This window comes from Clostridium sp. Marseille-P2415, from assembly GCF_900155545.1.
Classification (GTDB): Bacteria; Bacillota; Clostridia; order Lachnospirales; family Lachnospiraceae; genus Lacrimispora.
Genome location: NZ_LT732526.1, coordinates 1,406,554 through 1,428,916, shown reverse-complemented (window position 1 = coordinate 1,428,916; position 22,363 = coordinate 1,406,554). Strand labels below are relative to the sequence as shown.

The following is a 22,363-nucleotide window of genomic DNA, read 5'->3' as shown; positions in this document are numbered from 1 at the left end:
ATTTAATTTTGCATTGTTTCAAGTTACAAATTATGATATACTGTTCTAGGTGGCAGAATACTGAAATTTTGCCGGGAGAGACAAAGAATTGTAGAGAAAGAGGGTTAGTTAAATGGGTTTGGCTACATTTAAAGGCGGCGTTCACCCTTACGAGGGAAAAGAACTGTCGGAAAGTAAACCTGTACAAGTGCTGCAGCCAAAAGGCGAGATGGTGTTCCCGCTGTCCCAGCATATCGGCGCACCAGCAAAGCCTTTGGTGGCAGCGGGTGACCAGGTGCTGGTTGGTCAGAAGATCGGGGAGCCGGGCGGCTTTATTTCTGCTTGCGTGATCAGCTCCGTTTCAGGAACGGTAAAGACCATTGAACCAAGAATGGTTGCAAACGGTTCTATGGTACCGTCTGTCATCATTGAGAACGATGGGCAGTATCAGGCGGTGGAGGGATTTGGAGCCGAGCGTGATCCAAAGACCTTATCAAAAGAAGAGATCCGCAACATTGTGAAAGAGGCCGGTATTGTAGGGCTGGGAGGCGCGGGTTTTCCGACACACGTAAAACTCACGCCAAAGGATGAATCAAAGATCGATACGGTCATCGTCAACGGAGCGGAGTGTGAGCCGTACTTAACTTCCGATTACCGCATGATGCTGGAAGAGCCTGAGAGCATTATCAGGGGATTGAATATAATCCTTCAGCTTTTTGATAATGCAAAGGGAGTGATCGGCATTGAAAATAACAAACCGGAAGCGATCAGGTTAATGACGGAGCTTGTGAAAGATGAACCGAGAATCACCGTTTGTCCGTTAAAGACAAAATACCCACAGGGCGGTGAACGTACCCTGATCTATGCGGTGACAGGAAGAAAGATCAATTCTTCCATGCTTCCGGCAGACGCAGGCTGCATCGTGGATAACGTGGATACGGTTATCTCCATTTACAATGCTGTTGCTAAGAGCACTCCGCTTATCCGCCGTATTGTTACGGTGACAGGAGATGCCGTAGCAAATCCCCAGAACTACAGCGTGAGGACCGGAACCAGCTATACCGAGCTTTTGGAGGCTTCCGGCGGATTTAAGACAGAGCCGGAAAAGGTGATTTCCGGAGGCCCTATGATGGGCCAGGCATTATTTAACTTAAATATTCCGGTTACAAAAACTTCTTCTGCGCTTACATGCCTGACAAAGGATGAGGTTGCAGAGAACGCGCCGACCGCATGCATCCGCTGCGGAAGATGCGTAAATGTATGCCCGAGCCATGTCATCCCGCAGATGATGATGGATGCGGCGGAAAGATCTGACATGGAAAGATTTGTAAAATTAGATGGTATGGAATGCTGTGAATGCGGCTGCTGTACGTATGTTTGCCCGGCCAGGAGACCTCTTACCCAGGCATTTAAAGAGATGCGTAAAGAAGTTGCAGCAAGCAGGAAGAAAGCGTAGGAGGGTGAAGTATGAGTAAATTATTGAACGTATCATCATCACCTCATGTCAGGGATCAGGTAACAACACAGAATATCATGCTGGATGTTGCCATTGCCATGATCCCGGCTGCTGCGTATGGTGTATACCAGTTTGGAATAAAAGCGGCACTGGTTTTACTGATCAGTGTATTATCCTGTGTTCTCAGTGAATATGTATTCGAGACCCTGATGGGAAAACCTGTCACGGTAAGTGACGGAAGTGCTCTGGTAACCGGAATGATCCTGGGCCTTAATATGCCTCCGGCCATTCCGTTATGGATCCCATTCCTGGGCGGCGTTTTCGCTGTCATCGTTGTAAAACAGTTATATGGCGGTCTGGGCCAGAATTTCATGAACCCGGCTTTGGCGGCAAGGTGCTTCCTGCTCATTTCCTTTGCAGGAAAGATGACCACGTTTACATATAACGATGCGGTTGTAAGCCCTACGCCGCTTGCTGCGTTAAAGGCCGGTCAGGCAGTTGACGTAACAGCCATGTTCATCGGAAAGATTCCCGGAACCATTGGCGAGGTATCTGTTATCGCCCTGCTCATAGGCGCAGCTTATCTCATAATCAGAAAGGTGATTTCCATCCGGATCCCGGCTGCCTATCTGATTACTTTTTCTGTTTTTGTATTTATTTTCGGTCAGCATGACCTGATGTATGTACTGGCTCATTTATGCGGCGGCGGCATCATCTTCGGAGCGTTCTTTATGGCTACCGATTATGTGACCAGCCCGATCACTCCAAAAGGACAGATCCTTTTCGGGATCCTTTTAGGTGTACTGACCGGATTGTTCCGTCTTTTCGGCGGTTCTGCGGAGGGAGTTTCCTATGCTATCATCATCAGCAATATTCTGGTGCCTCTGATTGAGAAGATTTCCCTTCCGAAAGCATTTGGAAAGGAGGGCAGGTAAGATGAAGAGCGGCGGATTTATGAAAGACGCAGTGATTTTATTTGTTATTACCCTGATTTCCGGTTTTTTGCTGGGCGGTGCTTATCAGATCACAAAGGCGCCCATTGAGAAGGCGACCCTGGCGGCAAATTTAGAAGCTTATAAGGCGGTATTCCCGGAAGCAACGGATTTCAAGTCTGATGACAAGATGAAGGATGCCATGGAAGCCTGTAATACAGAGCTGCTTACCCAGAGCTTTGGGAATGTAGGCGTGGATAATGCACTTCAGGCAGTGGATGCAAGCGGAGCCGTTCTCGGTTATGTTATTACTTCCTATTCCGATGACAGCTACGGCGGAACCGTAAAGCTATCCGTAGGTATCAAGGAAGACGGTACCATAAACGGCATTGAGTTTCTTGAAATCAGCGATACACCGGGGCTGGGCTTAAAGGCAGAAGAACCTGCGTTCAAAGACCAGTATGCGGGAAAGAATGCCGATTCCCTTACGGTCACCAAATCCGGCAATGCCGGGGAGGCTGAAATCAATGCCATCAGCGGTGCTACCATTACATCCAGTGCAACAACCAATGCAGTCAATGCAGCATTATATTATGTGCATAACTGCATCAATAAATAGGAGGTGGGAAGATGAACAACAAATGTACAGAACGTTTATATAACGGTATCGTAAAAGAAAACCCTACCTTCGTCCTGATGCTTGGTATGTGCCCGACTCTGGCTGTTACCACATCAGCTGTTAACGGTTTAGGCATGGGGCTTTCCACTACTGTGGTACTGTTATTTTCCAATATGATTATTTCGGCGCTTCGAAAGATTATTCCGGACCGTGTCAGAATTCCGGCTTATATCGTTATCGTTGCGACTCTGGTTACCATTGTGCAGCTTCTTTTGCAGGCATATGTTCCAAGCCTGTATTCCGCACTTGGTATCTATATTCCACTTATCGTGGTAAACTGTATTATTTTAGGCCGTGCGGAATCTTATGCGTCCAGGAACGGTGTGGTGGCATCTACCTTTGACGGAATCGGTATGGGACTTGGCTTTTCCATGGCTCTTACCTGTATCGGTCTTGTCCGTGAGATTTTAGGTGCAGGTGCGATATTCGGCCACACCGTCATTCCGGAGGATTACCACATTGCTATTTTCGTTCTTGCTCCGGGAGCATTCTTCGTACTGTCCATTTTAACAGCGCTTCAGAATAAGTTTAAAGCTCCATCCGCAAGCAACGGCTCTGTTCCTCAGTCAAAACTGGCATGCGGCGGCAACTGTGCTTCCTGTACCGGTTCCTCCTGTATGTCCAATCATGAGGTCCTTCAGACCAGGAAGACGCAGGCAGAGGAGGAAGCCCTGGCAGCAAAGAAGGCAGAAGCAGCAAAGAAAGCAGCAGAATCAAATGCTGCGAATTCCAAGAAAGACGAATAGGAGGATGGATTGATGAAAGAATTGTTATTAATTGCCATTGGCTCCGCATTGGTTAACAACGTAGTGCTCAGCCAGTTCCTTGGCCTTTGTCCGTTCCTTGGAGTTTCCAAAAATGTGAAGACTTCTGCCGGTATGGGCGCAGCCGTTATCTTCGTAATCACCATTGCGGCTTTTGTTACCAGCGTGATTTACAAGGGAATCTTAGTGGGACTCAATCTGGAATTTTTACAGACCATTGTGTTCATTCTGGTCATTGCAGCCCTGGTACAGTTTGTAGAAATGTTTTTAAAGAAATCCATGCCGGCCCTTTATGAAGCACTGGGCGTGTATCTTCCTTTGATCACAACCAACTGCGCGGTTCTGGGCGTGGCGCTGACCAACGTGCAGAAGGCTTATAACGTCCTGGAAAGCGTTGTAAACGGCATCGGCATATCCGTAGGTTTCACCATTGCCATCATAATGCTGGCAGGTGTCCGTGAGAGAATCGAAAATAATGACATTCCGTATTCCTTTAAGGGGTCACCGATTGTCCTGATTACCGCCGGCCTGATGGCAATCGCATTTTTCGGATTTTCCGGATTAATATAAAAGGAGGAGACGAAACAATGGTAACAGGTATCATTTATGCGGCAGCCGTTGTAGGCATCATCGGTATTCTGATCGGTGTGTTCCTGGGGATTGCCAGTGAAAAGTTTAAAGTAGAAGTAGATGAAAGAGAGATTTTTGTCCGCAATGAGCTTCCCGGCAACAATTGCGGCGGCTGCGGCTACGCAGGGTGTGATGCCCTTGCAAAGGCCATTGCGGCAGGCCAGGCAGACGTCGGGGCCTGTCCGGTAGGCGGTGCGGCAGTAGCAGAAAAGATCGGTGCGATCATGGGCGTTTCGGCCGGTTCTTCTGATAAGAAGGTTGCATTTGTAAAATGCAAGGGAACCTGCGATAAGACAAAGGTCCAGTATAATTATTACGGAATTGATGACTGCCGGAAGGTTTCCGTTGTTCCCGGGTCCGGCGAAAAGGCCTGTGTCTATGGCTGCATGGGCTACGGCTCCTGTGTAAAGGCGTGTGAATTTGATGCGATCCACGTGGTCGACGGTGTGGCAGTCGTGGATAAGGAGAAATGTGTTGCCTGCGGCAAATGCGTTGCCTCCTGCCCGAACAATCTGATTGATCTGGTTCCTTATAAGTCAGAGCATCTGGTTCAGTGTAATTCCCATGATAAGGGCAAAGACGTGAAAGCCAAATGCGATGCGGGCTGTATCGCCTGTACGCTTTGTACAAAGCAGTGTGAATTTGATGCAATTCATATGGATAACAATGTTGCGGTCATTGACTACGAGAAGTGTACGAACTGTGGGAAATGCGCGGCTAAATGTCCGGTGAAGGTAATCGTGTAATAGAAAAAAGGGTTCGCTCTATATTATGGGCGGACCCTTTTTGGAAGGAAACTGCATGGACTTTCTGAACTTTTAAAAAATCCTCTTACGTTACCCCTTGCTAGTGACGTTACGTCATGTGATAGTATAAGTACAAGGAGGTGAGTTTTATGCCGCAATACACAACCGGAGAAATAGCTAAATTGTGTGGTGTCTCTGTCCGGACCGTGCAGTTCTATGATACGAAAGAACTGCTGAAACCTTCCGGGCTTACGGAGGGTGGCAGGCGTCTGTATTCCGATGATGATTTAAATCAATTGCACCTGATCTGTTTGTTAAAAGCTTTAGGACTGACGCTTGGCTCGATTAAGGGCATATTAGATAACGACAGTCCCGGTAAAGTGCTGTTGTTATTGCTTGATGAGCAGACAAAACAAATCGGCCATGAAATCAAAGACAGGCAAAAGCAGTTGGATCTGATTCAGGCTGTCAGGGAGAGCATCCGTGATACCGGCAGGATTCCGGTTCATTCCATAAGCGACATAAAGAACATGATGAATGGTAAGAAGAAACTTAAAAGAACTTATGTTACTATGTTTGTCTTTGGTCTTTTTATGACCGCCGCTCAAGTTGGAACGCTGGTTCTTTGGATCGCAAAAGGGATTTGGCAATCCTATGCAATCGTTATGCCGGCCGTTGTTCTGACAGGAATATTGCTGGTCAGGTTATACTACAAAAACACAGAGTATATCTGCGCGGAATGCGATACAAAGTTTAAACCAATGCCGGGAGAATTCTTTTTTTCCAGACATACGCCAAAAACGCGAAAATTAAAATGTCCCCAGTGCGGACATACTGGATATTGCATTGAGGTTGCTTCTGAAGAACAGAAATAAAAGCTGAAAAATATCCGGCTACATGAAAGGCAGGTCTTTTGGGACCTGCCTTTTGTATCGGTACGTATTATAAAAAGTCAAAGTATTTTACCGCATTATTATAGGAAATGCCTTCGATGATCTCCTTCAGCGCCTTCTGGTCATTTGGATATTCTCCGCTTTCCACCCATCCGCCGATCAGTTCGCAGAGGATTCTGCGGAAGTATTCGTGCCTGGTGTAGGATAAAAAGCTTCTGGAGTCGGTGAGCATTCCGATGAAGTTTCCAAGGCATCCTAAGTTTGCCAGGGAGGTCATCTGCTCGGTCATGCCGATTTTGTGATCGTTGAACCACCATGCGGAGCCCTGCTGGATCTTTCCGGGAAATCTGCTCTGGAAACAGCCAATGATGGTACCGATGGAGGCATTGTCATTTGGATTTAAGGAGTAGATGATGGTTTTCGGGATCTCATCGGTTGCGCTTAATGCGTTTAAGAAATCTGCCATCTGCGCGGATGGAGCGTAGTTATTGATGCAGTCATAACCGGTATCCGGTCCCAGGTTTGCATACATCAGGGCGTTGTTGTCGCGCTTACAGCCGTAATGCAGCTGCATCACCCAGCCCATGCGGTTGTATTCTTTTGCGACGAATAACATAAAAGCTGTCTTGTATTTTAACTCGTCCTCCCTGGAGACGGTTTTACCGGAAAGTCCGTTTGCAAAGATCACTTCAAGCTCTGCCTCGCCGGCCGGAGCGTACATGACATATTCAAGCGCATGATCGGATACGCAGCATCCCTGGCTCTTAAAGAATTCCATACGGTTCTTTAACGCAGCTTTTAAGGAAGCGAAATCCTTAATCTCTATGCCGCTTGCAGCAGATAATTTTGCCAGGTAGGCTGAAAAATCCGGTTTTTCGATGTTCATAGCCTTATCCGGTCTCCATGCGGGAAGCACTTTTACTTCGAAGGAGGAATCAGCTGCAATTTTCTGATGCCATTCCAGGGTATCGGCAGGGTCATCGGTGGTGCAGATTAACTTTACGTTGGACTGGCGGATAATGTTACGGACGCTCATGGAGTTTTCCCGGAGCTTTTTGTTGCATAAATTCCATACTTCTTCTGCGGTGTCACCGTTTAAATAGCCGGTATAGCCAAAATATCTCTGCAGCTCCAAGTGGCTCCAGTGATACAGGGGATTGCCGATTAACTTTGGCATGGTTTCCGCCCACTTCTGGAATTTCTCGCGGTCAGACGCATCGCCGGTAATGTATTTCTCATCCACGCCGTTGGAACGCATCTGGCGCCATTTGTAATGGTCGCCGCCTAACCAGACCTGAGTGATGGTATCGAACTTACGGTCTTCATAGATTTCCTGTGGATTGATGTGGCAGTGGTAGTCTACGATCGGCATTTCTTCGGCATAGGTGTGATAAAGGGTCTTTGCTGCGTCGGTAGACAGTAAAAAGTCTTTGTCCATAAACTGTTTCATGTGAGTGAGTCCTCCTTGAATATATAAAATTTAGAAATTAGTAGTACCACGCTTTATGAGCTCTGGCGTAATCATGGTTTTTGCCGGTACGTTTCCTCCGTCCAGCACCTTCATAAGGGTGTTTACGGTTGTGGTGCAGAGAGCTTCTACTTTATTGTCCACGGAAGTGATTTCAGGAGTCGTGCACCGCGACAGGATGGAGTTGTTGTATCCGATGACCGTTAAATCTTCCGGGATTTTAAGTCCGGCCTGGTCTGCATATTTTACCGCACCTACGGCTAAAATATCCTCTGCGGCCAGAACAGCATCGAAATGGATGCCGGAACGGGAGAGCAGCTTTAAGCGTTCCATGGACTCATCCAGATCCTTGCGGCACTGCATCATAAGTTCTTCCCGGAGCATAAAGCCGGCATCGCTAACAGCAGCGCGGTAACCGGAAAGCTTGCGTAAATTGCTGTAAGAGTTCCCGGAATAGAGATAGAGCACCGAAGAGCGGCCGGAGTGGAAGAGTTTTGAAGCAGCGTCATAGACTGCGGCATGATCATCGCAGACCGTACTGTAAATCTGTTCTCCTTCCAGGCAGCCATTGACCATCATGATGGGAATATCCCTGGCAGCCTCCAGAAGATAAGCATTATCCTTTGCTTTCGCTTCAATGTAATGGGAACCGGCCAGGATAATGGCATCCACCCGTTTGGAGCGCAGCAGTTCCAGATACTTCTTTTTGGTCTCGGGCAGATAACCGCTGCAGCAGAGGATCGAGTCGTAACCATTGCTCCTCAGTTCCTTTTCCAGGTAATAAATGGCTTCGGCCAGCCATGGGTCAGAAGAATCCGCACACATGATCCCGATGGTTTTCATCGTGTTCAATCCTAAGCTCCTGGCAAATACGTTGGGGGTATAGCCCAGCTCTTCCATGACAGCAAGAACCCGTTTCCTGGTCTTTTCACTGACATTTGGATTCCCGTTGATGACACGGGAAACGGTGGCGATCGATACATGAGCATGCTCGGAAACATCGTAGATATTCAAAAACATCACCTCCCGCAATTGTAAGTATTTACATACCTTGTTCATTATACATAATTATGATAAATATTACAATCCCTGATTTATCATTTTCCTTAAATATCCGGAGAAAAGGGTATCATTTTGTAAACACTTACAAATACTTCGTATATACGAAATTAATCTTGCTTTTTTTCGGCTTTGGGGAGTATACTAGGACCTAGGAATGGAGGCCATACCATGAAATTGAATAGAACGGCACAAAGAACTGTAGAGATTTTAAAATTGATTTCCAAAACACCGGAAGGGGCTACGTTAGATGATCTCTGTGAAAAGCTGAACCTCCCGAAGACCAGTGCCTACGACATTGTGACGACCCTTGCGGAGATGGGCATGGTGAATGTTACAAGGGGACAGAAGCAGAACTATACCATAGGCCTGATGGCATACCGCATCGGCGTTAATTACACCAATAACCTGGATTTTATCGGGATCATTGAGCCGGTGCTGAAGGCATTTTCAAAGGAAGTGGGAAAAACCGTCTTTTTTGGAGTTCCGTCCGATCATCATGTTGTATACATATGTAAGTTCGAACCGGAGAATCCTATTATTACAACAGCCACCGTTGGTTCCAAAAATCCCATGTACTGTACCTCACTGGGAAAAGTCATTCTTGCATACAGCGATGAAGAGACAAGAGAGCAGATGATCAACCGGATCCAGTTTACCCAATACACCGAGCAGACAATCAAAGACAGGGAACAGCTTTTAAAAGAATTGGACAAGGTGCGGGAAAGCGGTTATGCCTTTGATGCCAGGGAGATGGAGGAACATATGCAGTGCGTGGGAGCGCCTGTTTTCGACCGGGATGGCAATGTGCTCGGAGCCATAAGCATTTCCAGCCTTTATAAGCCTAAGGAAGATTATGAGGCCCTGGGAAAGCAGGTATCGGAAAAGGGAATGGAGGTTTCCCGGTTATTAGGATTTCTTGGAAAAATATAAGGAATACCTGTTGACAAAATGGTTAGAAACGATTAATATTTCAAGTATAAGAATCGTAAATATGAAGCTGTTTCGTATATACGAATTTAAAGAAGGAGAGAAGAACAATCATGAAAAAAGAACAGGTTTTAACAAAGATGAAAGAAGACTGTCTGGTTGCTGTTGTTCGTGCAAAAGACTTGGAGCAGGGCGAAAAAGTTGTTGACGCTATCATCGCCGGCGGAATCAATTTCATTGAAATCACAATGACTATGGATGAAGGAAACCCAATTGAATTCATCGCAAAAATGTCTGAAAAATATAGTAAAAATGCTGATGTTGTTATTGGTGCAGGTACTGTTCTTGATCCGGAAACAGCCAGAGCAGCAATTCTTGCGGGTGCCAACTATGTAGTAAGCCCAGGCTTAAATGTTGAGACGATCAAGCTTTGCAACCGCTACCGGGTGCCGATGCTTCCGGGCGTTATGACACCAACCGAAGCGGTCACCGCCCTGGAATGCGGCTGTGACGTTATTAAGATCTTCCCGGGCAACATCATGGGACCTGCAGCGATCAGCTCCTTCAAAGGTCCTCTTCCACAGGGTGAATTCATGCCATCCGGCGGCGTTGACGTTGACAATGTTGACAAGTGGATCAAGGCAGGCGCTTATGCTGTTGGTACCGGCAGCAGCTTAACAAAGGGCGCTAAGACAGGCGATTTCGCGGCTATTACCGCTAAGGCGAAGGAATTCGTTGAGGCAGTGGCAGCAGCACGCAAATAATAGAAAATTAACAGCAGAATTAAGGAGAGAGTACAAAATGGCAAAGATCGTAACTATGGGCGAGATCATGTTAAGATTATCTACCCCGAACAATGAAAAATTTATTCAGGCAGATGAATTTGATGTAAATTACGGCGGCGGCGAGGCGAACGTAGCGGTTTCTCTGGCTAACTATGGCCATGACGCTGAATTCGTAACAGCAGTTCCGAAGAATCCGATCGGTGAGTGCGCTGTTGCGGCATTAAGAAAATACAATGTAGGGACGAAGCATATCGCAAGATGCGGGGAAAGGCTTGGTATCTATTATCTGGAAACAGGCTCAGCAATGAGAGCCTCCACCGTTGTATATGACAGAGCACATTCCTCTATTTCTACGGCAGCTGCTTCTGATTTCAATTTCGACGAGATTTTCGAAGGCGCTGACTGGTTTCATTTCACAGGAATCACACCTGCAGTCAGCGATGCGGCAGCAGAACTGACTGAGGCAGCTTTAAAGGCAGCCAAAGCTCACGGCGTAACGGTTTCCGTAGACTTAAACTTCCGTAAGAAATTATGGTCTTCCGAGAAAGCTCAGAAGGTTATGACAAACTTAATGCAGTACGTTGATGTCTGCATCGGAAACGAAGAGGACGCAGAGAAGGTTCTTGGCTTTAAGCCGGGCAATACCGATGTAACAGCAGGCGAGCTGGAATTACAGGGCTATGTTGACATCTTCAATCAGATGATCGATAAGTTCGGCTTCAAATATGTGATCAGCTCCTTACGTGAGAGCCATTCCGCTTCGGATAACGGCTGGTCCGCATGTATCATGGATGGAAAGTCCCGTGAATTCTATCACTCCAGAAAATATCACATCACACCGATCGTTGACCGTGTGGGCGGCGGCGATTCCTTTGCAGCCGGCGTGATCTGCGGAATGGTGGATAAAAAAGATTTCAAGGGAGCTTTAGAATATGCGGTCGCTGCTTCTGCACTAAAGCACACCATCCCTGGCGACTTCAACCTGGTAACTAGAGAAGATGTTGAAAATCTGGCCGGCGGTGACGGTTCAGGACGTGTTCAGAGATAACGCTCGCCGGGCTGTCTGAGGGCAGGAAAGCCATTCCTGCCATTTACAAGAGAAAGAGATAAGACATCGGGGGTCATTGCGGAATGACCCCCTTTTTAAAAGTTATGGAGGAAATATCAAAATGAGTGACAGACCATTTGATTTATTAAGCCTGGGAGAACTGCTTTTACGTCTGTCTCCGGCAGGAGTGGAACGGCTGGTCCGGGGGGATTCCTTTCAGAAACAGGTCGGCGGTGCAGAACTGAATGTTGCCGTAGGCGCTGCTCTTTTAGGGCTTCATACCGGTGTGGTGACCCAGCTTCCGGCTCATGATATGGGGAATTTTGTGAAGAATAAGGTCCGTTCTTACGGAATCAGTGATGACTATTTCGTATACGATCACAGCTCCAATGCAAGACTGGGGCTTTATTATTATGAGTACGGGGCATATCCGAGAAAACCCAAGGTCATTTACGACAGGAAGAACAGCTCGTTTGTTCATATAAACGAATCCTCTTTCCCGGAAGATATGTATAAGGCCACGACCTGCTTTCATACTACAGGAATCACACTGGCTTTGTGTGAAGATACAAGGAAGACAGCCATTGATATGATCCGCAAGTTTAAAGAAAACGGGACCATTATTTCCTTTGATGTGAACTTCCGCGGCAATCTCTGGACCGGTGAAGAAGCGAGAGAGTGCATCGAGCAGATTCTTCCCTATGTGGATATATTCTTCTGTTCCGAAGACACGGCCAGACTGACCTTTAAGAAAGAGGGAACGGCAAAAGAAATGATGAAGAGCTTTACAGATGAATATCCGATTTCCATTGTAGCTTCCACACAAAGAATTGTGCACAGTCCCAAGAGCCATACCTTCGGTTCTGTGATTTACGATGCTGCCAGAAAGGAATATTATGAGGAAGAGCCTTATCATAACATTGATGTTGTAGACCGGATCGGAAGCGGTGATGCTTATATCGCAGGTGCGCTCTACGGCCTTTTAAGCAGCGGAGGGGACTGTATGAAGGCTGTACAGTACGGAAATGCCACTGCCGCTTTAAAGAATACGATACCGGGAGATCTGCCTACCTCAGACTTAAGCGAGGTCAATACTGTTATAAGAGAGCATAACGATAAAGGACCGCAAAGTGAGATGAGCAGATAAGGATTGAATAAGGCACGATGCCGGCTGCTGGAGCAGGATTCGAAGGGATCCTGCTCTATTTTAGCTGAATCAGGCAGCGAAGCGGATTGCGAATATCCGCTTGACTATTTAAACCTGTTTTTGAGCATATTAGCACAGTGGGGTTCCTGTGCGAAAGGCATCCTTAAGATGTAATGTTACTTTGATAATTTAAACCTTTAAATATATAAAATAACCAATAAAAAAATACGCTAATAATGTTAAATTAAAATATTGACAAATAAATAAAAAAGATATATATTTAAGTTGTACATTATGGTGTATATTTTTTTCTGAACTTAGTTTAAACGTTTAAATGAAAAATATTTAGCTGACGGATATTTATATCGATCAGCTAAAATTTAAAAAAGTAATTTAAACGATTAAATAAAATAATACAATATCATTCATTGGAGGGTTTATTATGAGAAGAAAGAAATTAATGGCATTGCTTCTGTCAACAGCTCTGATTTGCGGCGCATTAGCCGGCTGCGGAGCCAAGGGAACGGAAAAACCGGGCAAAACTGAGACTGGGAACACGGAGTCCAGGGCAAGTGAAGGTGCCAAGACGGATTCGGCCGCAACAGGTAAGAAGGTAACGATTGCGGTCTGGAATGAGCCGAATAAGGATGAAGCGCTCAATATGTATGCCCAGGCCGAAAAAGCGACGGGCATTGATGTGGAAGTAACGGTAATACCGGAAAGCGATTATTCTTCTAAATTAAACCAGATGGTTTCTACCGGAGACGATTCCGTAGATATTTATGTTATCTGGGAAAATGATATTGCCAATTTTGCCCAGGTAGGGGGCATTATTCCGTTAGATGACTACCTGGCCAAGTCCACGATTAAAACGAATGATTTTATCGATGCGGTAGCGAAACTGTCCGAAGGTTTAGGCGGTACCTATGGTTTGCCATGGTGTGCGGCTACGGAGCTGTTGTATTACAATCAGGATATGTTTGATGCGGCAGGGCTTGACTATCCGACCAATGACTGGTCCTATGCGGATTATAAAGCGGCTGCCGAAAAACTCACCAAAAAGGCGGCTGATGGTAAGACTGAGGTTTATGGCAGTACTCTGCCCAATACCCAGACCTGGTGGGCGGGCATCGGCGGTGCGGGTGATCAGGTTTTTGATCCGTCCAAGGGACAGATGGTGATCGGTGACGGTGCGGTTTCTTTTGTTTCGGACGTGGCTCAAATGGTTAAAAATGGGATAATGCCGGAACCCTCTTCGGATACGGCAGATCTTTTTGCAGCGGGCAAAGCGGCTATGAGCTGGCAGGGAAGCTGGAATATCGGAACTTATGGCAGCGGACTCGCCTTTAACTGGGATATTGCCTCGATCCCTGCCGAAAAACTGAAATATAACACGCTGCATACCGGTTTTTACAGCATTAATGCAAAGAGCAAGAATCAGGATTCAGCTTTTAAGGTTATTGAATATCTTATGAGCGAAGAAGGGCAGGCCATTAACTCAAAAGCAAGCGGCAATCCTTCCGCGATCAAATCCATAGCGGAAAAAGGGGCCTGGAAGGTCGAAGGTGTTACCACGATTGAAAACTGGGATGCCATGACAGATTCCTTAAAAGCCGGCGTATTTGGATATACATGCTTACCCTCCGGCGTGACGAACAATGCTGTCAGTGAATTCAATGCTGCGGTATTGGGGCAGAAAACTCCGGAAGATGCAGTTAAGAATGCTTCCCAGTATGCAAAGGAGACAATTGGCTATTAAGCTTGAATAAGGGGATACGAAGATAGACTATTTGTGTCTTAAGCGAAAGGAACGTGAATGTTATGGAAAATAAGAAAAGAAAGCCGGTCAAGAAGAAAAAGCTTATGAATCATCTGACAGCATATGCTTTTTGCGCTCCGTGGTTTATAGGATTCATATGCTTTACCTTATTTCCGATCGTCTTTATGTTTGCAGTCAGTTTGACAAACAGGAAACTGAATGGTATTTCAAACTTCATAGGATTAGCGAATTATGTGAATATGTTTCAAAGCGGAACATTTTTAAATTCCATAAAAGTGACCCTGTTTTTTACGGTTGTTATGATGATAATCACTACGGTCTGGGCAGTGATTCTGGCAATGCTGTTAAATTACAGGCAGAGGCTGAACGGCATTTTTCAGTTCTGTTATTTTCTTCCTTCCGTAATTCCGACGGTTGCACTGGCATATACGTTCCGTACCATATTCGGAAAGGAGGCAGGACTTTTAAATGCGATCCTGTCACAATTAACCGCAAAAAACGTTATGGTGAACTGGCTCTATGACAGCCATACCATTTACATTGCCGTGTTTTTTATTACCTTATTCACTTATAACACCGGACAGATGATGCTCATCTTCCGGTCCGGCTTAAATGATGTTCCCCGGGAACTCTATGAAGCGTGTGATATTGACGGAGCAAGTCCGCTCCGGAAGTTTTTCGGCGTGACACTTCCGATGATCTCGCCTATAGTACTATTTAATGCGGTAATGGGCTGCATCAGTGCATTAAACGGTTCTTTTGCATTGCTGTACCCTTTGACCGGGGAAAGCGGGGATCCCAATGGGATGACTCAGGTCCTGAGCCTTTTGATCTATAAGGAAGCCTTCAGTAATATGAAGGTAGGATATGCCTGCGCCCTGTCAGTGGTTCTGTTTTTGATCGCCTGCTGCTTCGGTATCGGTATATTTGCGGTATCAAAAAAACTGGTTTATTATGAGAATTAAGGAGGAGTGACCATGAATTCAGCAAAAACAAAGAAAAAAGCGGGCAGGATTCTTATTTTCATTTTAAAGATCCTTGTTGCTGTTATCATGTTTTCTCCAATTATATGGGTATTTTCAGGATCTTTTAAAAATTTAACGGAGTTTACAACCTCCTCGGATCTGATCCCTGAGACTGCAACCCTGGAAAACTTTAAATATATCTTTTTTCATTCAAATTACTATTTATATGTACGAAATACCGTTCTTTTAATGGCCGGGACGACGGTCGGGACTTTAATTTCTTCTTCGCTTGTAGCTTACCCCCTTGCAAGAATGGAATTTCCCGGGAAGAAATTAATATTTTCATTAATTGTAGGAACGATGATGATTCCCAATATTGCCCTGATCATTCCGCAGTATATTATGTTTGGGAAGATCGGCTGGCTCGATTCCCTCCTTCCCATGATTGTTCCGGCATTTTTTGCCTATCCGTATAATGTTTTTCTTTTCCGGCAGTTTTTCAGATCCATACCAAGGGAACTGGATGAGGCGGCGACCATAGACGGCTGTACGAGACTTGGAGTATTTTTTAAAGTGCTGCTGCCTTTATCAAAATCCACTTTTACGACAATTGGTGTGCTGTCCAGCGTTTTCTGGTGGAATGAACTGACCCAGCCTGTATTTTATATTAACAGTGATAAATGGAGAACACTGACCATTGCATTGATGACCACATTTATGTATACTTCTGGTAATGCATTTGTTATTAACTGGCCATCGATTATGGCAGCGTCCAGCCTTATGATTTTACCTCCCATGCTTCTTTATCTGTTTGGTTCAAGATTTCTGGTGGAGGGTATCAAAACTTCCGGTTTGAAAGGATAGGCTGAAATTTATTTTTGGGGCTGCTGACCGGCAAAAATCCCGTCACAAGGTGATGGCTTAAAGGGCAAAAGAAGATGAAAGAAGAGGGAGTATACCATACCATGACATTAAAAGAAATTGCTTCTATGGCCGGCGTATCGGTAGCCACGGTGTCATATGTGCTCAATAATACGGCTCAGGTAAGTGAAGAGACAAGGAAACGGGTAGAAAAGATAATAAAAGAAACAGGATACCGGTCTAATATCCTGGCAAAGAGCCTTCGGAAAAATGAATCGTTTCTGATCGGAGTGATTGTCGAAGATATTACGGTCTGGCACACGGCTCATATTATTGACGGCATTAATGAAATTGCAGAAGCAAGAGGGTACAATACCATTTTAAATAATTTAAGGCTTCTCAGCAAGATAGAGTCCCAGTTTGAACATATTTCCAATTATCAGGAGGATATCGATAAAGCGGTGGATGTTTTAATTGGGATGCAGGTGGATGGCATTATTTATGTCGGTATGCATGACCGTAAAATAAGCCATGTGCTTCATGATATAAAGAAACCGGTGGTATACTGTTATTGCTATACGGACGGGGAAGGGTCATCCGTGCGTTACAGTAACGAGAAAACGGTTTATCAGATGACACAGATGCTGATAAGCAATGGGCATAAAGAGTTTGGCGTGATTAACGGGCTTAAGGAATCAGAGCCTGCATCGCTCCGGTATAAAGGGTTTAAGAGAGCCCTTGACGAGGCGGGGATAGAATTGAAGCCGGAGAATATCGCATGCGGAAACTGGAAGTACCGGGAGGGAAAGGAAGCGGCCGGAAGGCTCCTTAACAGAAATGACTTTCCCACTGCCATTGTGGCAATGAACGATGATATGGCAGTCGGTGTCTATGATGCTGCGAGAGAACTTGGACTTAAGATCCCGGACGATATTTCGGTAACAGGATTTGACAATGCGGATATTGTCCAGTATGTAACGCCGAGAATTACGACGGTGGAGAGGCCCCTTCAGGAAATGGGATACCGTTCCATGGAACTGCTGCTTGAGAGCATCCATGGAACCAGCGTAGGAGATGTAAATATTACCCTTCCCTGTGCCCTGATAGAAGGAGAGTCGGTAAAGAAGCTGAACTGAACTGCGGATTGCGAATATCCGCTTGACTATAAAAATGAAAAGCTGGTGAGGAAACGATATGGATGCTAATAAATTGACAACTGTGGAATTAAAAAACATTACAATGAATGATCCATTCTGGAACAGATATATTGATTTGGTGGATCAAGTCATTTTGCCTTTTCAATGGGAATTGATCAATGATCATGTAGAAGGGGCTGAAAAGAGTTATTGCATCAGAAATTTCCGCATTGCCTGCGGCGATGAAAAGGGAGAGCATAAGGGCATGGTATTTCAGGATACGGATGTTGCGAAATGGCTGGAAGCAACTGCCTATTCCCTTGCTAAAAAGAAGAATCCGAAGCTGGAAGCAGCCGCAGACAGCGCAATTGACTTAATTGCCAGAGCCCAGTGTGAAGACGGATATTTGAATACGTATTATACTATTACAGGAAAACCCAGGTGGTCTGATTTATTTGAGGGACACGAGCTTTACACCGCAGGACATATGATCGAAGCAGCAGTGGCATATTATGAAGCAACCGGGAAGAAGAAATTTCTGGATGTAGTATGCAGGTTTGCCGATTATATGTGTCAGGTGTTTGGAAAGGAAGAGGGGAAAATCCATGGTTATCCGGGTCATCCGGAAGTGGAACTGGCACTGGTGAAGCTCTACCGGGTCACAAAAGTTACAAAATATCTGGAGCTGGCTGATTTTTTTGTGCGGACCAGAGGGGAAAGACCCTGTTATTTTTTAGGCGAAGACTGTATAAAAAACCAGGATTTCATTTTCCCGGAATTTAAGGATTTTGATCTGGATTATAATCAGTCCCACATGCCTTTGAAGGAACAGAAAACAGCAGAAGGGCATGCGGTACGGGCGGTTTACTTATACAGTGCAATGGCTGACCTGGCTTATGAATATCAGGACAAAGAATTGCTCAGGCAGTGTGAAACCATATGGAATAACATTGTGGAAAAAAGGATGTATGTAACCGGAAGCATCGGTTCCGCATCTTATGGAGAAAGGTTTACGACGGATTATGATCTGCCGAACAATTCCAATTATTCCGAATCCTGTGCCACAGTGGGGCTTGCAATGTTTTCCAACCGGATGTTCCGGCTGACAAAGGACGGAAAATATACGGACATCGTGGAAAAAGCATTGTACAACACGCTTTTGGCGGGAATTGCCCTGGATGGAAAGCATTTCTTCTATGTGAATCCCTTAGAGGTGGTACCTGAGATCGCAGAGAAAAATCCGACTTTGCGCCATGTAAAAACGGCAAGACAGCTTTGGTTCGGTGTCGCCTGCTGCCCGCCTAATATTGCAAGAACCCTTGCTTCCCTGGGCAATTATTTGTATGCCGCGGATCAGAATACGGTTTATGTGAATTTGTTTATCAGCAGCAGGATTGAAACGGACTTATCTTCCGGCCGCGTGCGGCTTGATCTGAGTTCGGATTATCCCGTAAAAGGCGATGTAACATTTGAAGTCACCCCGGAGGAAGACGGAAGGGAGTTTACCGTAGCGATCCGGAAGCCTTCCTATTCCCCCGGAGCAGAGTTAAGCATAAACGGGGTAAAGGAAGCCATATGCATGGAAAAAGGATACATTTATCTGACGCGTAAGTGGAAGGCAGGAGATAAGGTAACTGCAGTGTTTGATGTTCCTTTCCGCTTTGTAAGATGCAATCCCAGGGTACGAGACAACATCGGGAAGATCTGTCTGATGAAAGGGCCTATGGTATATTGTCTGGAGGAAGCTGATAACGGCAAGTATCTGGCAGCCGATGTAATTGACAGTTCGGTGCAGCCCAAAGAAGTATTTGATGAATCGTTACTGGGCGGGACTCTGTGTGCCGAGCTGGAAGGTATGCGTATCGATTACTCAAGGGTAAGTGAATCTCTCTATGAAAATGAAAGTCCTTCCTATATTAATGACACATTTAAAGCAATTCCCTATTGCTGCTGGAATAACCGGGGCAAGGGTGAAATGCTTGTCTGGATGCGTGAAAAATGAAAATGGTAAATTGAAATATGCAACATAGAAAAAGAAGGTCCGGCAAGAAATATCTGGCCAGACCTTCTTTTTGTGAAAATAATCCGCTAATTTCCGCATTCAATGCTGATCTCATTAAACTTCTCCAAAATATGATCTACATCTAAATTGGATTTTTCTTCTCCTGCCGTATCGATGATCGCAGTTCCCTGATGCATCATCAGCAGGCGGTTTCCGTACTCCACCGCATAGCGAAGGTTATGTGTCACCATTATGGTAGTTAAATTTTTTTCTTTCACGATCTTGTCCGTCAGCTCCATAATGATCTCAGCGGTCTTTGGATCCAGGGCAGCGGTATGTTCATCTAAGATCAGGAACTCAATGGGAGTCATGGTGGACATTAAAAGAGCCATGGCCTGTCTCTGGCCGCCGGACAGGACTCCGACCTTTACATGCAGCTTATCCTCTAAGCCGAGGCCCAGGGACTTAAGCTGTTCTCTATAATGCTGGATCCGCTGCTTATTGGTTCCGGGAAGGAGGTTGAACGGTTTTCCCTTGGTATCTGCCAGAGCCATATTTTCAAGGATTGTCATATTGGGACAGGTCCCCATGGCCGGATTCTGATAGACTCTGCCGATACGGCGCTGGCGCTTGTATTCCGGCATGCCGGTGATGTCAATGCCGCCAATGCGGATGGAACCGCTGTCCAAAGGAATGCTTCCGCAGATGATGTTGAGCAGAGAAGTCTTTCCGGAGCCGTTGCTTCCCACCACGGAGACAAATTGCCGGTCCCCCACGGTAAGGTTGAAATCCCGGAACAGGCACATCTCATTGACCGTTCCCTGATTGTAATATTTATTGATGTTTTGAAGTTCAAGCATGATTTTTCACCTTCTTTTCCCTGCCGTTGCTGAGCACCAGAATGCCTAAGAACAGTACTGATGTGATCAGCTTTAAATCCGATGCCTCCATTCCGAAGTAGATGGCAAGAGACACACAGGCCTTGTATATGATGGAACCGATAATGACTGCTGTGGTGGATTTCACAAATCCTGCCCTTTGAAACAGTTTTGTACCGATGATTACATTGGCCAGACCGATGACAATGGTGCCGGTGCCCATGCTGATTTCAAAAAATCCCTTCTGCTGGCAGTACACAGAGCCTGCCAGAGCAGCCAGGCCGTTTGCAATTGCAAGGCCGATGATTTTAACCATGCCTTTGTCCCTGGCAAGGGAGGTGACAAGTGTTTCATTGTCTCCCACAGCCCGTAATAAATAGCCGGAGCGGGTTTTTAAATACTGGTCCAGCAAAAGCTTTACGGCCAGAACGATTATTGCCAGAATGACAACGACGCTGATATCCGCAAGCCCTGCCGGAAAGATACTGTTTATAAAGCGGTTTTCAAAAATGGAATCGTTACTGAAAAACGGAACATTGGATTTACCGGCTACTCTTAAATTTACCGAATAGAGGGCAGTCATGACAATGATACCTGACAGAAGATCCCTTACCTTTAATTTTACATGGATGAAACCGGTGATACATCCCGCCAGCGCACCGACGGCAAAAGCGATAAAAAGCGTTGCCAACGGGTTGATCCCGGCCAGAATCAGGGTTACGGTGATTGCGCCCCCCAGGGGAAAGGTTCCATCCACGGACAGATCCGGAAAATCCAGAATCTTATAGGTGATGTATACGCCCAGTGCCATAATGGCATAGACCAGGCCTTCTTCCAAAACGCCAAGTATGATTGACATGATTAACTTCCTCCAATATGTTCCTTGTTTTAAATATTACTGTTTAATGTCCGTAAAAATCTCAGCAGCGGAATCGGTCAGTTCCGATGGCAAAGTGATCCCCAAGTTTTCCGCAACTTTGGAATTGCCGTAGAAAGCAGCTTCTTTGATTACTTCAAAGTTGATTTCGCTGGCCTTGCTTTCACCTTTTAATACCCTTGCGGCTATTTTTCCGGTCTGCTTTCCTAAATCCACATAATCAAGACCCATGGAAGCCAGACAGCCGATTTTTACCTGTTCCACTTCGCTTCCGAATACAGGGATGTTTTTCTTGCCGGCTTTGTCTAAAATCAGCGGGAGAGAGCTGACAACGGTATTATCTGTTAAATTGTTTAAACAGTCAACTTTTTCAAGAATGTTGTCAGCGGCAAGCGGAATGTCAGCCGTGGCTGCAACAGGACCTTCTACGATTTCAAAACCATAAGCGGAAGCCGCTGCCTTGTATTCTTTGATGGCTGTTTCCGAGTTTACTTCACTGGTGCTGTAAAGGATCCCGATGGTCTTTGCTTCAGGAAGGATTTTCCGGATCATTTCCAGCTGCTTTTCCACCGGAAGCTTATCGCTGGTTCCGGTCACTTCTCCTACAGGAGTTCCGTCTTCCTTTGCCAGTGCCGCAGCTGCCGGATCGGTGACGGCTGTATAAATGACGGGAACGTCAGCCTTTTTGGCACCGCTGTAAGCGGCCTGGGCCATGGGGGTCGCGATGGCGCAGATCAAATCCGCCTTTTTGGAAAGAAAGTTATTGATGATCTGGCTTGCAGTGCCTCCGTCGGCCTGAGCGTTTTCGTACATAACCGTTAAATTCTTTCCTTCCTCGATCCCTTCTTCTGCAAGTCCCTGCAGAAAGCCTTCCCGGCAGTTGTCAAGGGAACCGTGCTCTGCGAACTGTCCGATGCCGATGGTATAGGATGCACCGTCTTCCCCGGTTTTACCCCCGGTATTTCCGGTTTCTGCATCAGAAGAAGCCTGGGAGCCGGGATTTTCAACAGTCTTTTCCGGAGCTGTCTTGGAAGAACAGCCGGAGAGTGCGGCAGCTGCAAAAGCTGCGAATAACAGGGTTTTGATTGATTTTTTCATCATGTTTCCTCCTTAATTGATTTCCGTTGATATGACAAAGGGGTGGGCGGATATTATCTGAAAATAAAAAAGGTCCCAGGTACGCAAAAAAAACGTACTTGAGACGAATCATACAATCCGCGGTGCCACTCAAATTGACTTTGTAAAAGCCCACTTTTCATATACTAACATATATGCCACGGAAAATAACGGTTGTGGTTTCCGTCAGCCCCTACTGAAACAATGGTTCAGGGCCGCCCTCAAAAGTCCA

22 protein-coding genes and 1 other annotated feature (1 of these 23 cut by a window edge) are annotated in these 22,363 nt (G+C 45.9%); of the genes, 17 read left to right on the top strand and 5 right to left on the bottom strand.

The window, feature by feature from the left end; genetic code table 11:
• Positions 1 to 112: 112 nt before the first annotated feature.
• The 7 genes from rsxC to BQ9856_RS11465 all read left to right on the top strand — a co-directional run bounded on the left by rsxC (position 113) and on the right by BQ9856_RS11465 (position 6,061).
• Positions 113 to 1,435 carry an electron transport complex subunit RsxC gene (gene rsxC / locus BQ9856_RS11495; RefSeq protein ID WP_077611160.1) on the top strand — a complete coding sequence of 441 codons (1,323 nt, stop codon included), beginning with the start codon at positions 113 to 115 and terminating at the stop codon, positions 1,433 to 1,435.
• An 11-nt stretch (positions 1,436 to 1,446) separates the two neighbouring features.
• The gene (locus BQ9856_RS11490) at positions 1,447 to 2,370 is read left to right on the top strand and encodes an RnfABCDGE type electron transport complex subunit D (protein WP_077611159.1); all 924 of its coding nucleotides are present in this window, start codon (positions 1,447 to 1,449) and stop codon (positions 2,368 to 2,370) included.
• 1 nt (position 2,371) lies between these two features.
• On the top strand, positions 2,372 to 2,986 hold the full coding sequence (locus BQ9856_RS11485) for an RnfABCDGE type electron transport complex subunit G (RefSeq protein WP_077611158.1): 615 nt from the start codon (positions 2,372 to 2,374) through the stop codon (positions 2,984 to 2,986).
• 11 nt (positions 2,987 to 2,997) lie between these two features.
• Entirely contained in the window at positions 2,998 to 3,792 is a 795-nt protein-coding gene (gene rsxE, locus BQ9856_RS11480; protein ID WP_077611157.1) for an electron transport complex subunit RsxE, read from the top strand.
• Positions 3,793 to 3,804: 12 nt separating this feature from the next.
• Positions 3,805 to 4,380, top strand: coding sequence for an electron transport complex subunit RsxA (gene rsxA / locus BQ9856_RS11475; protein ID WP_077611156.1), 576 nt, complete (start codon positions 3,805 to 3,807; stop codon positions 4,378 to 4,380).
• A 17-nt stretch (positions 4,381 to 4,397) separates the two neighbouring features.
• Positions 4,398 to 5,186, top strand: a complete 789-nt coding sequence (locus BQ9856_RS11470; RefSeq protein ID WP_077611155.1) for an RnfABCDGE type electron transport complex subunit B — start codon at positions 4,398 to 4,400, stop codon at positions 5,184 to 5,186.
• Positions 5,187 to 5,335: 149 nt separating this feature from the next.
• Positions 5,336 to 6,061, top strand: coding sequence for a MerR family transcriptional regulator (locus BQ9856_RS11465; protein ID WP_077611154.1), 726 nt, complete (start codon positions 5,336 to 5,338; stop codon positions 6,059 to 6,061).
• Between the two features lie 67 nt (positions 6,062 to 6,128).
• Here BQ9856_RS11465 and uxaC read toward each other — a convergent pair whose 3' ends face one another.
• Complete coding sequence (uxaC, locus tag BQ9856_RS11460; RefSeq protein WP_077611153.1) at positions 6,129 to 7,529, bottom strand: glucuronate isomerase; 1,401 nt, start codon at positions 7,527 to 7,529, stop codon at positions 6,129 to 6,131.
• A 30-nt stretch (positions 7,530 to 7,559) separates the two neighbouring features.
• Positions 7,560 to 8,567, bottom strand: a complete 1,008-nt coding sequence (locus tag BQ9856_RS11455; protein ID WP_442855525.1) for a LacI family DNA-binding transcriptional regulator — start codon at positions 8,565 to 8,567, stop codon at positions 7,560 to 7,562.
• Positions 8,568 to 8,777: 210 nt separating this feature from the next.
• Between BQ9856_RS11455 and BQ9856_RS11450 the strand changes: the two genes are divergently transcribed.
• The 10 genes from BQ9856_RS11450 to BQ9856_RS11410 all read left to right on the top strand — a co-directional run bounded on the left by BQ9856_RS11450 (position 8,778) and on the right by BQ9856_RS11410 (position 19,260).
• The gene (locus BQ9856_RS11450) at positions 8,778 to 9,539 is read left to right on the top strand and encodes an IclR family transcriptional regulator (protein WP_077611151.1); all 762 of its coding nucleotides are present in this window, start codon (positions 8,778 to 8,780) and stop codon (positions 9,537 to 9,539) included.
• Between the two features lie 110 nt (positions 9,540 to 9,649).
• The gene (locus tag BQ9856_RS11445) at positions 9,650 to 10,300 is read left to right on the top strand and encodes a bifunctional 2-keto-4-hydroxyglutarate aldolase/2-keto-3-deoxy-6-phosphogluconate aldolase (protein WP_077611150.1); all 651 of its coding nucleotides are present in this window, start codon (positions 9,650 to 9,652) and stop codon (positions 10,298 to 10,300) included.
• A 37-nt stretch (positions 10,301 to 10,337) separates the two neighbouring features.
• Positions 10,338 to 11,369, top strand: coding sequence for a sugar kinase (locus tag BQ9856_RS11440; protein WP_077611149.1), 1,032 nt, complete (start codon positions 10,338 to 10,340; stop codon positions 11,367 to 11,369).
• A 121-nt stretch (positions 11,370 to 11,490) separates the two neighbouring features.
• Positions 11,491 to 12,516: a sugar kinase gene (locus tag BQ9856_RS11435; protein ID WP_077611148.1), complete on the top strand. Its 1,026-nt coding sequence runs from the start codon at positions 11,491 to 11,493 to the stop codon at positions 12,514 to 12,516.
• A 3-nt stretch (positions 12,517 to 12,519) separates the two neighbouring features.
• Complete coding sequence (locus tag BQ9856_RS24545) at positions 12,520 to 12,690, top strand: hypothetical protein (RefSeq protein WP_159441984.1); 171 nt, start codon at positions 12,520 to 12,522, stop codon at positions 12,688 to 12,690.
• A 268-nt stretch (positions 12,691 to 12,958) separates the two neighbouring features.
• Positions 12,959 to 14,275 carry an ABC transporter substrate-binding protein gene (locus tag BQ9856_RS11430; protein WP_077611147.1) on the top strand — a complete coding sequence of 439 codons (1,317 nt, stop codon included), beginning with the start codon at positions 12,959 to 12,961 and terminating at the stop codon, positions 14,273 to 14,275.
• Positions 14,276 to 14,337: 62 nt separating this feature from the next.
• Positions 14,338 to 15,261, top strand: a complete 924-nt coding sequence (locus BQ9856_RS11425) for a carbohydrate ABC transporter permease (RefSeq protein ID WP_077611146.1) — start codon at positions 14,338 to 14,340, stop codon at positions 15,259 to 15,261.
• 12 nt (positions 15,262 to 15,273) lie between these two features.
• Positions 15,274 to 16,125 carry a carbohydrate ABC transporter permease gene (locus tag BQ9856_RS11420; RefSeq protein WP_077611145.1) on the top strand — a complete coding sequence of 284 codons (852 nt, stop codon included), beginning with the start codon at positions 15,274 to 15,276 and terminating at the stop codon, positions 16,123 to 16,125.
• Between the two features lie 101 nt (positions 16,126 to 16,226).
• Positions 16,227 to 17,258 (top strand): LacI family DNA-binding transcriptional regulator, encoded by a 1,032-nt coding sequence (locus BQ9856_RS11415; RefSeq protein ID WP_159441983.1) that lies wholly within the window; start codon positions 16,227 to 16,229, stop codon positions 17,256 to 17,258.
• Positions 17,259 to 17,316: 58 nt separating this feature from the next.
• On the top strand, positions 17,317 to 19,260 hold the full coding sequence (locus BQ9856_RS11410; protein ID WP_077611143.1) for a glycoside hydrolase family 127 protein: 1,944 nt from the start codon (positions 17,317 to 17,319) through the stop codon (positions 19,258 to 19,260).
• A gap of 86 nt (positions 19,261 to 19,346) precedes the next feature.
• On the opposite strand, the gene BQ9856_RS11405 is transcribed toward BQ9856_RS11410, so the two are convergent.
• From BQ9856_RS11405 to BQ9856_RS11395, 3 genes are read right to left on the bottom strand one after another with little or no spacing between them, the layout of a single operon-like run.
• Entirely contained in the window at positions 19,347 to 20,120 is a 774-nt protein-coding gene (locus BQ9856_RS11405) for an ABC transporter ATP-binding protein (RefSeq protein ID WP_077611142.1), read from the bottom strand.
• Positions 20,113 to 20,997 carry an ABC transporter permease subunit gene (locus BQ9856_RS11400; RefSeq protein ID WP_077611141.1) on the bottom strand — a complete coding sequence of 295 codons (885 nt, stop codon included), beginning with the start codon at positions 20,995 to 20,997 and terminating at the stop codon, positions 20,113 to 20,115. The genes BQ9856_RS11405 and BQ9856_RS11400 overlap by 8 nt, the downstream gene beginning before the upstream one ends.
• Positions 20,998 to 21,033: 36 nt before the next feature.
• On the bottom strand, positions 21,034 to 22,116 hold the full coding sequence (locus BQ9856_RS11395) for an ABC transporter substrate-binding protein (RefSeq protein WP_077611140.1): 1,083 nt from the start codon (positions 22,114 to 22,116) through the stop codon (positions 21,034 to 21,036).
• Between the two features lie 93 nt (positions 22,117 to 22,209).
• Positions 22,210 to 22,363 (bottom strand) — a binding site (T-box leader) (it continues 91 nt past the right edge of the window).

What these genes read in the sequence shown, in the direction of transcription:
- BQ9856_RS11490 (WP_077611159.1), top strand. Translation starts at nt 1,447, where the DNA reads ATGAGTAAATTATTGAACGTATCATCATCACCTCATGTCAGGGATCAG.
- BQ9856_RS11450 (WP_077611151.1), top strand. Translation starts at nt 8,778, where the DNA reads ATGAAATTGAATAGAACGGCACAAAGAACTGTAGAGATTTTAAAATTG.
- BQ9856_RS11465 (WP_077611154.1), top strand. Translation starts at nt 5,336, where the DNA reads ATGCCGCAATACACAACCGGAGAAATAGCTAAATTGTGTGGTGTCTCT.
- BQ9856_RS11470 (WP_077611155.1), top strand. Translation starts at nt 4,398, where the DNA reads ATGGTAACAGGTATCATTTATGCGGCAGCCGTTGTAGGCATCATCGGT.
- BQ9856_RS11415 (WP_159441983.1), top strand. Translation starts at nt 16,227, where the DNA reads ATGACATTAAAAGAAATTGCTTCTATGGCCGGCGTATCGGTAGCCACG.
- rsxC (WP_077611160.1), top strand. Translation starts at nt 113, where the DNA reads ATGGGTTTGGCTACATTTAAAGGCGGCGTTCACCCTTACGAGGGAAAA.
- BQ9856_RS11395 (WP_077611140.1), bottom strand. Translation starts at nt 22,116, where the DNA reads ATGATGAAAAAATCAATCAAAACCCTGTTATTCGCAGCTTTTGCAGCT.
- BQ9856_RS11445 (WP_077611150.1), top strand. Translation starts at nt 9,650, where the DNA reads ATGAAAAAAGAACAGGTTTTAACAAAGATGAAAGAAGACTGTCTGGTT.
- BQ9856_RS11425 (WP_077611146.1), top strand. Translation starts at nt 14,338, where the DNA reads ATGGAAAATAAGAAAAGAAAGCCGGTCAAGAAGAAAAAGCTTATGAAT.
- rsxE (WP_077611157.1), top strand. Translation starts at nt 2,998, where the DNA reads ATGAACAACAAATGTACAGAACGTTTATATAACGGTATCGTAAAAGAA.
- BQ9856_RS11440 (WP_077611149.1), top strand. Translation starts at nt 10,338, where the DNA reads ATGGCAAAGATCGTAACTATGGGCGAGATCATGTTAAGATTATCTACC.
- BQ9856_RS11420 (WP_077611145.1), top strand. Translation starts at nt 15,274, where the DNA reads ATGAATTCAGCAAAAACAAAGAAAAAAGCGGGCAGGATTCTTATTTTC.
- BQ9856_RS11410 (WP_077611143.1), top strand. Translation starts at nt 17,317, where the DNA reads ATGGATGCTAATAAATTGACAACTGTGGAATTAAAAAACATTACAATG.
- uxaC (WP_077611153.1), bottom strand. Translation starts at nt 7,529, where the DNA reads ATGAAACAGTTTATGGACAAAGACTTTTTACTGTCTACCGACGCAGCA.
- BQ9856_RS11435 (WP_077611148.1), top strand. Translation starts at nt 11,491, where the DNA reads ATGAGTGACAGACCATTTGATTTATTAAGCCTGGGAGAACTGCTTTTA.
- BQ9856_RS11455 (WP_442855525.1), bottom strand. Translation starts at nt 8,567, where the DNA reads ATGTTTTTGAATATCTACGATGTTTCCGAGCATGCTCATGTATCGATC.
- BQ9856_RS11430 (WP_077611147.1), top strand. Translation starts at nt 12,959, where the DNA reads ATGAGAAGAAAGAAATTAATGGCATTGCTTCTGTCAACAGCTCTGATT.
- BQ9856_RS11405 (WP_077611142.1), bottom strand. Translation starts at nt 20,120, where the DNA reads ATGCTTGAACTTCAAAACATCAATAAATATTACAATCAGGGAACGGTC.
- BQ9856_RS11485 (WP_077611158.1), top strand. Translation starts at nt 2,372, where the DNA reads ATGAAGAGCGGCGGATTTATGAAAGACGCAGTGATTTTATTTGTTATT.
- rsxA (WP_077611156.1), top strand. Translation starts at nt 3,805, where the DNA reads ATGAAAGAATTGTTATTAATTGCCATTGGCTCCGCATTGGTTAACAAC.
- BQ9856_RS11400 (WP_077611141.1), bottom strand. Translation starts at nt 20,997, where the DNA reads ATGTCAATCATACTTGGCGTTTTGGAAGAAGGCCTGGTCTATGCCATT.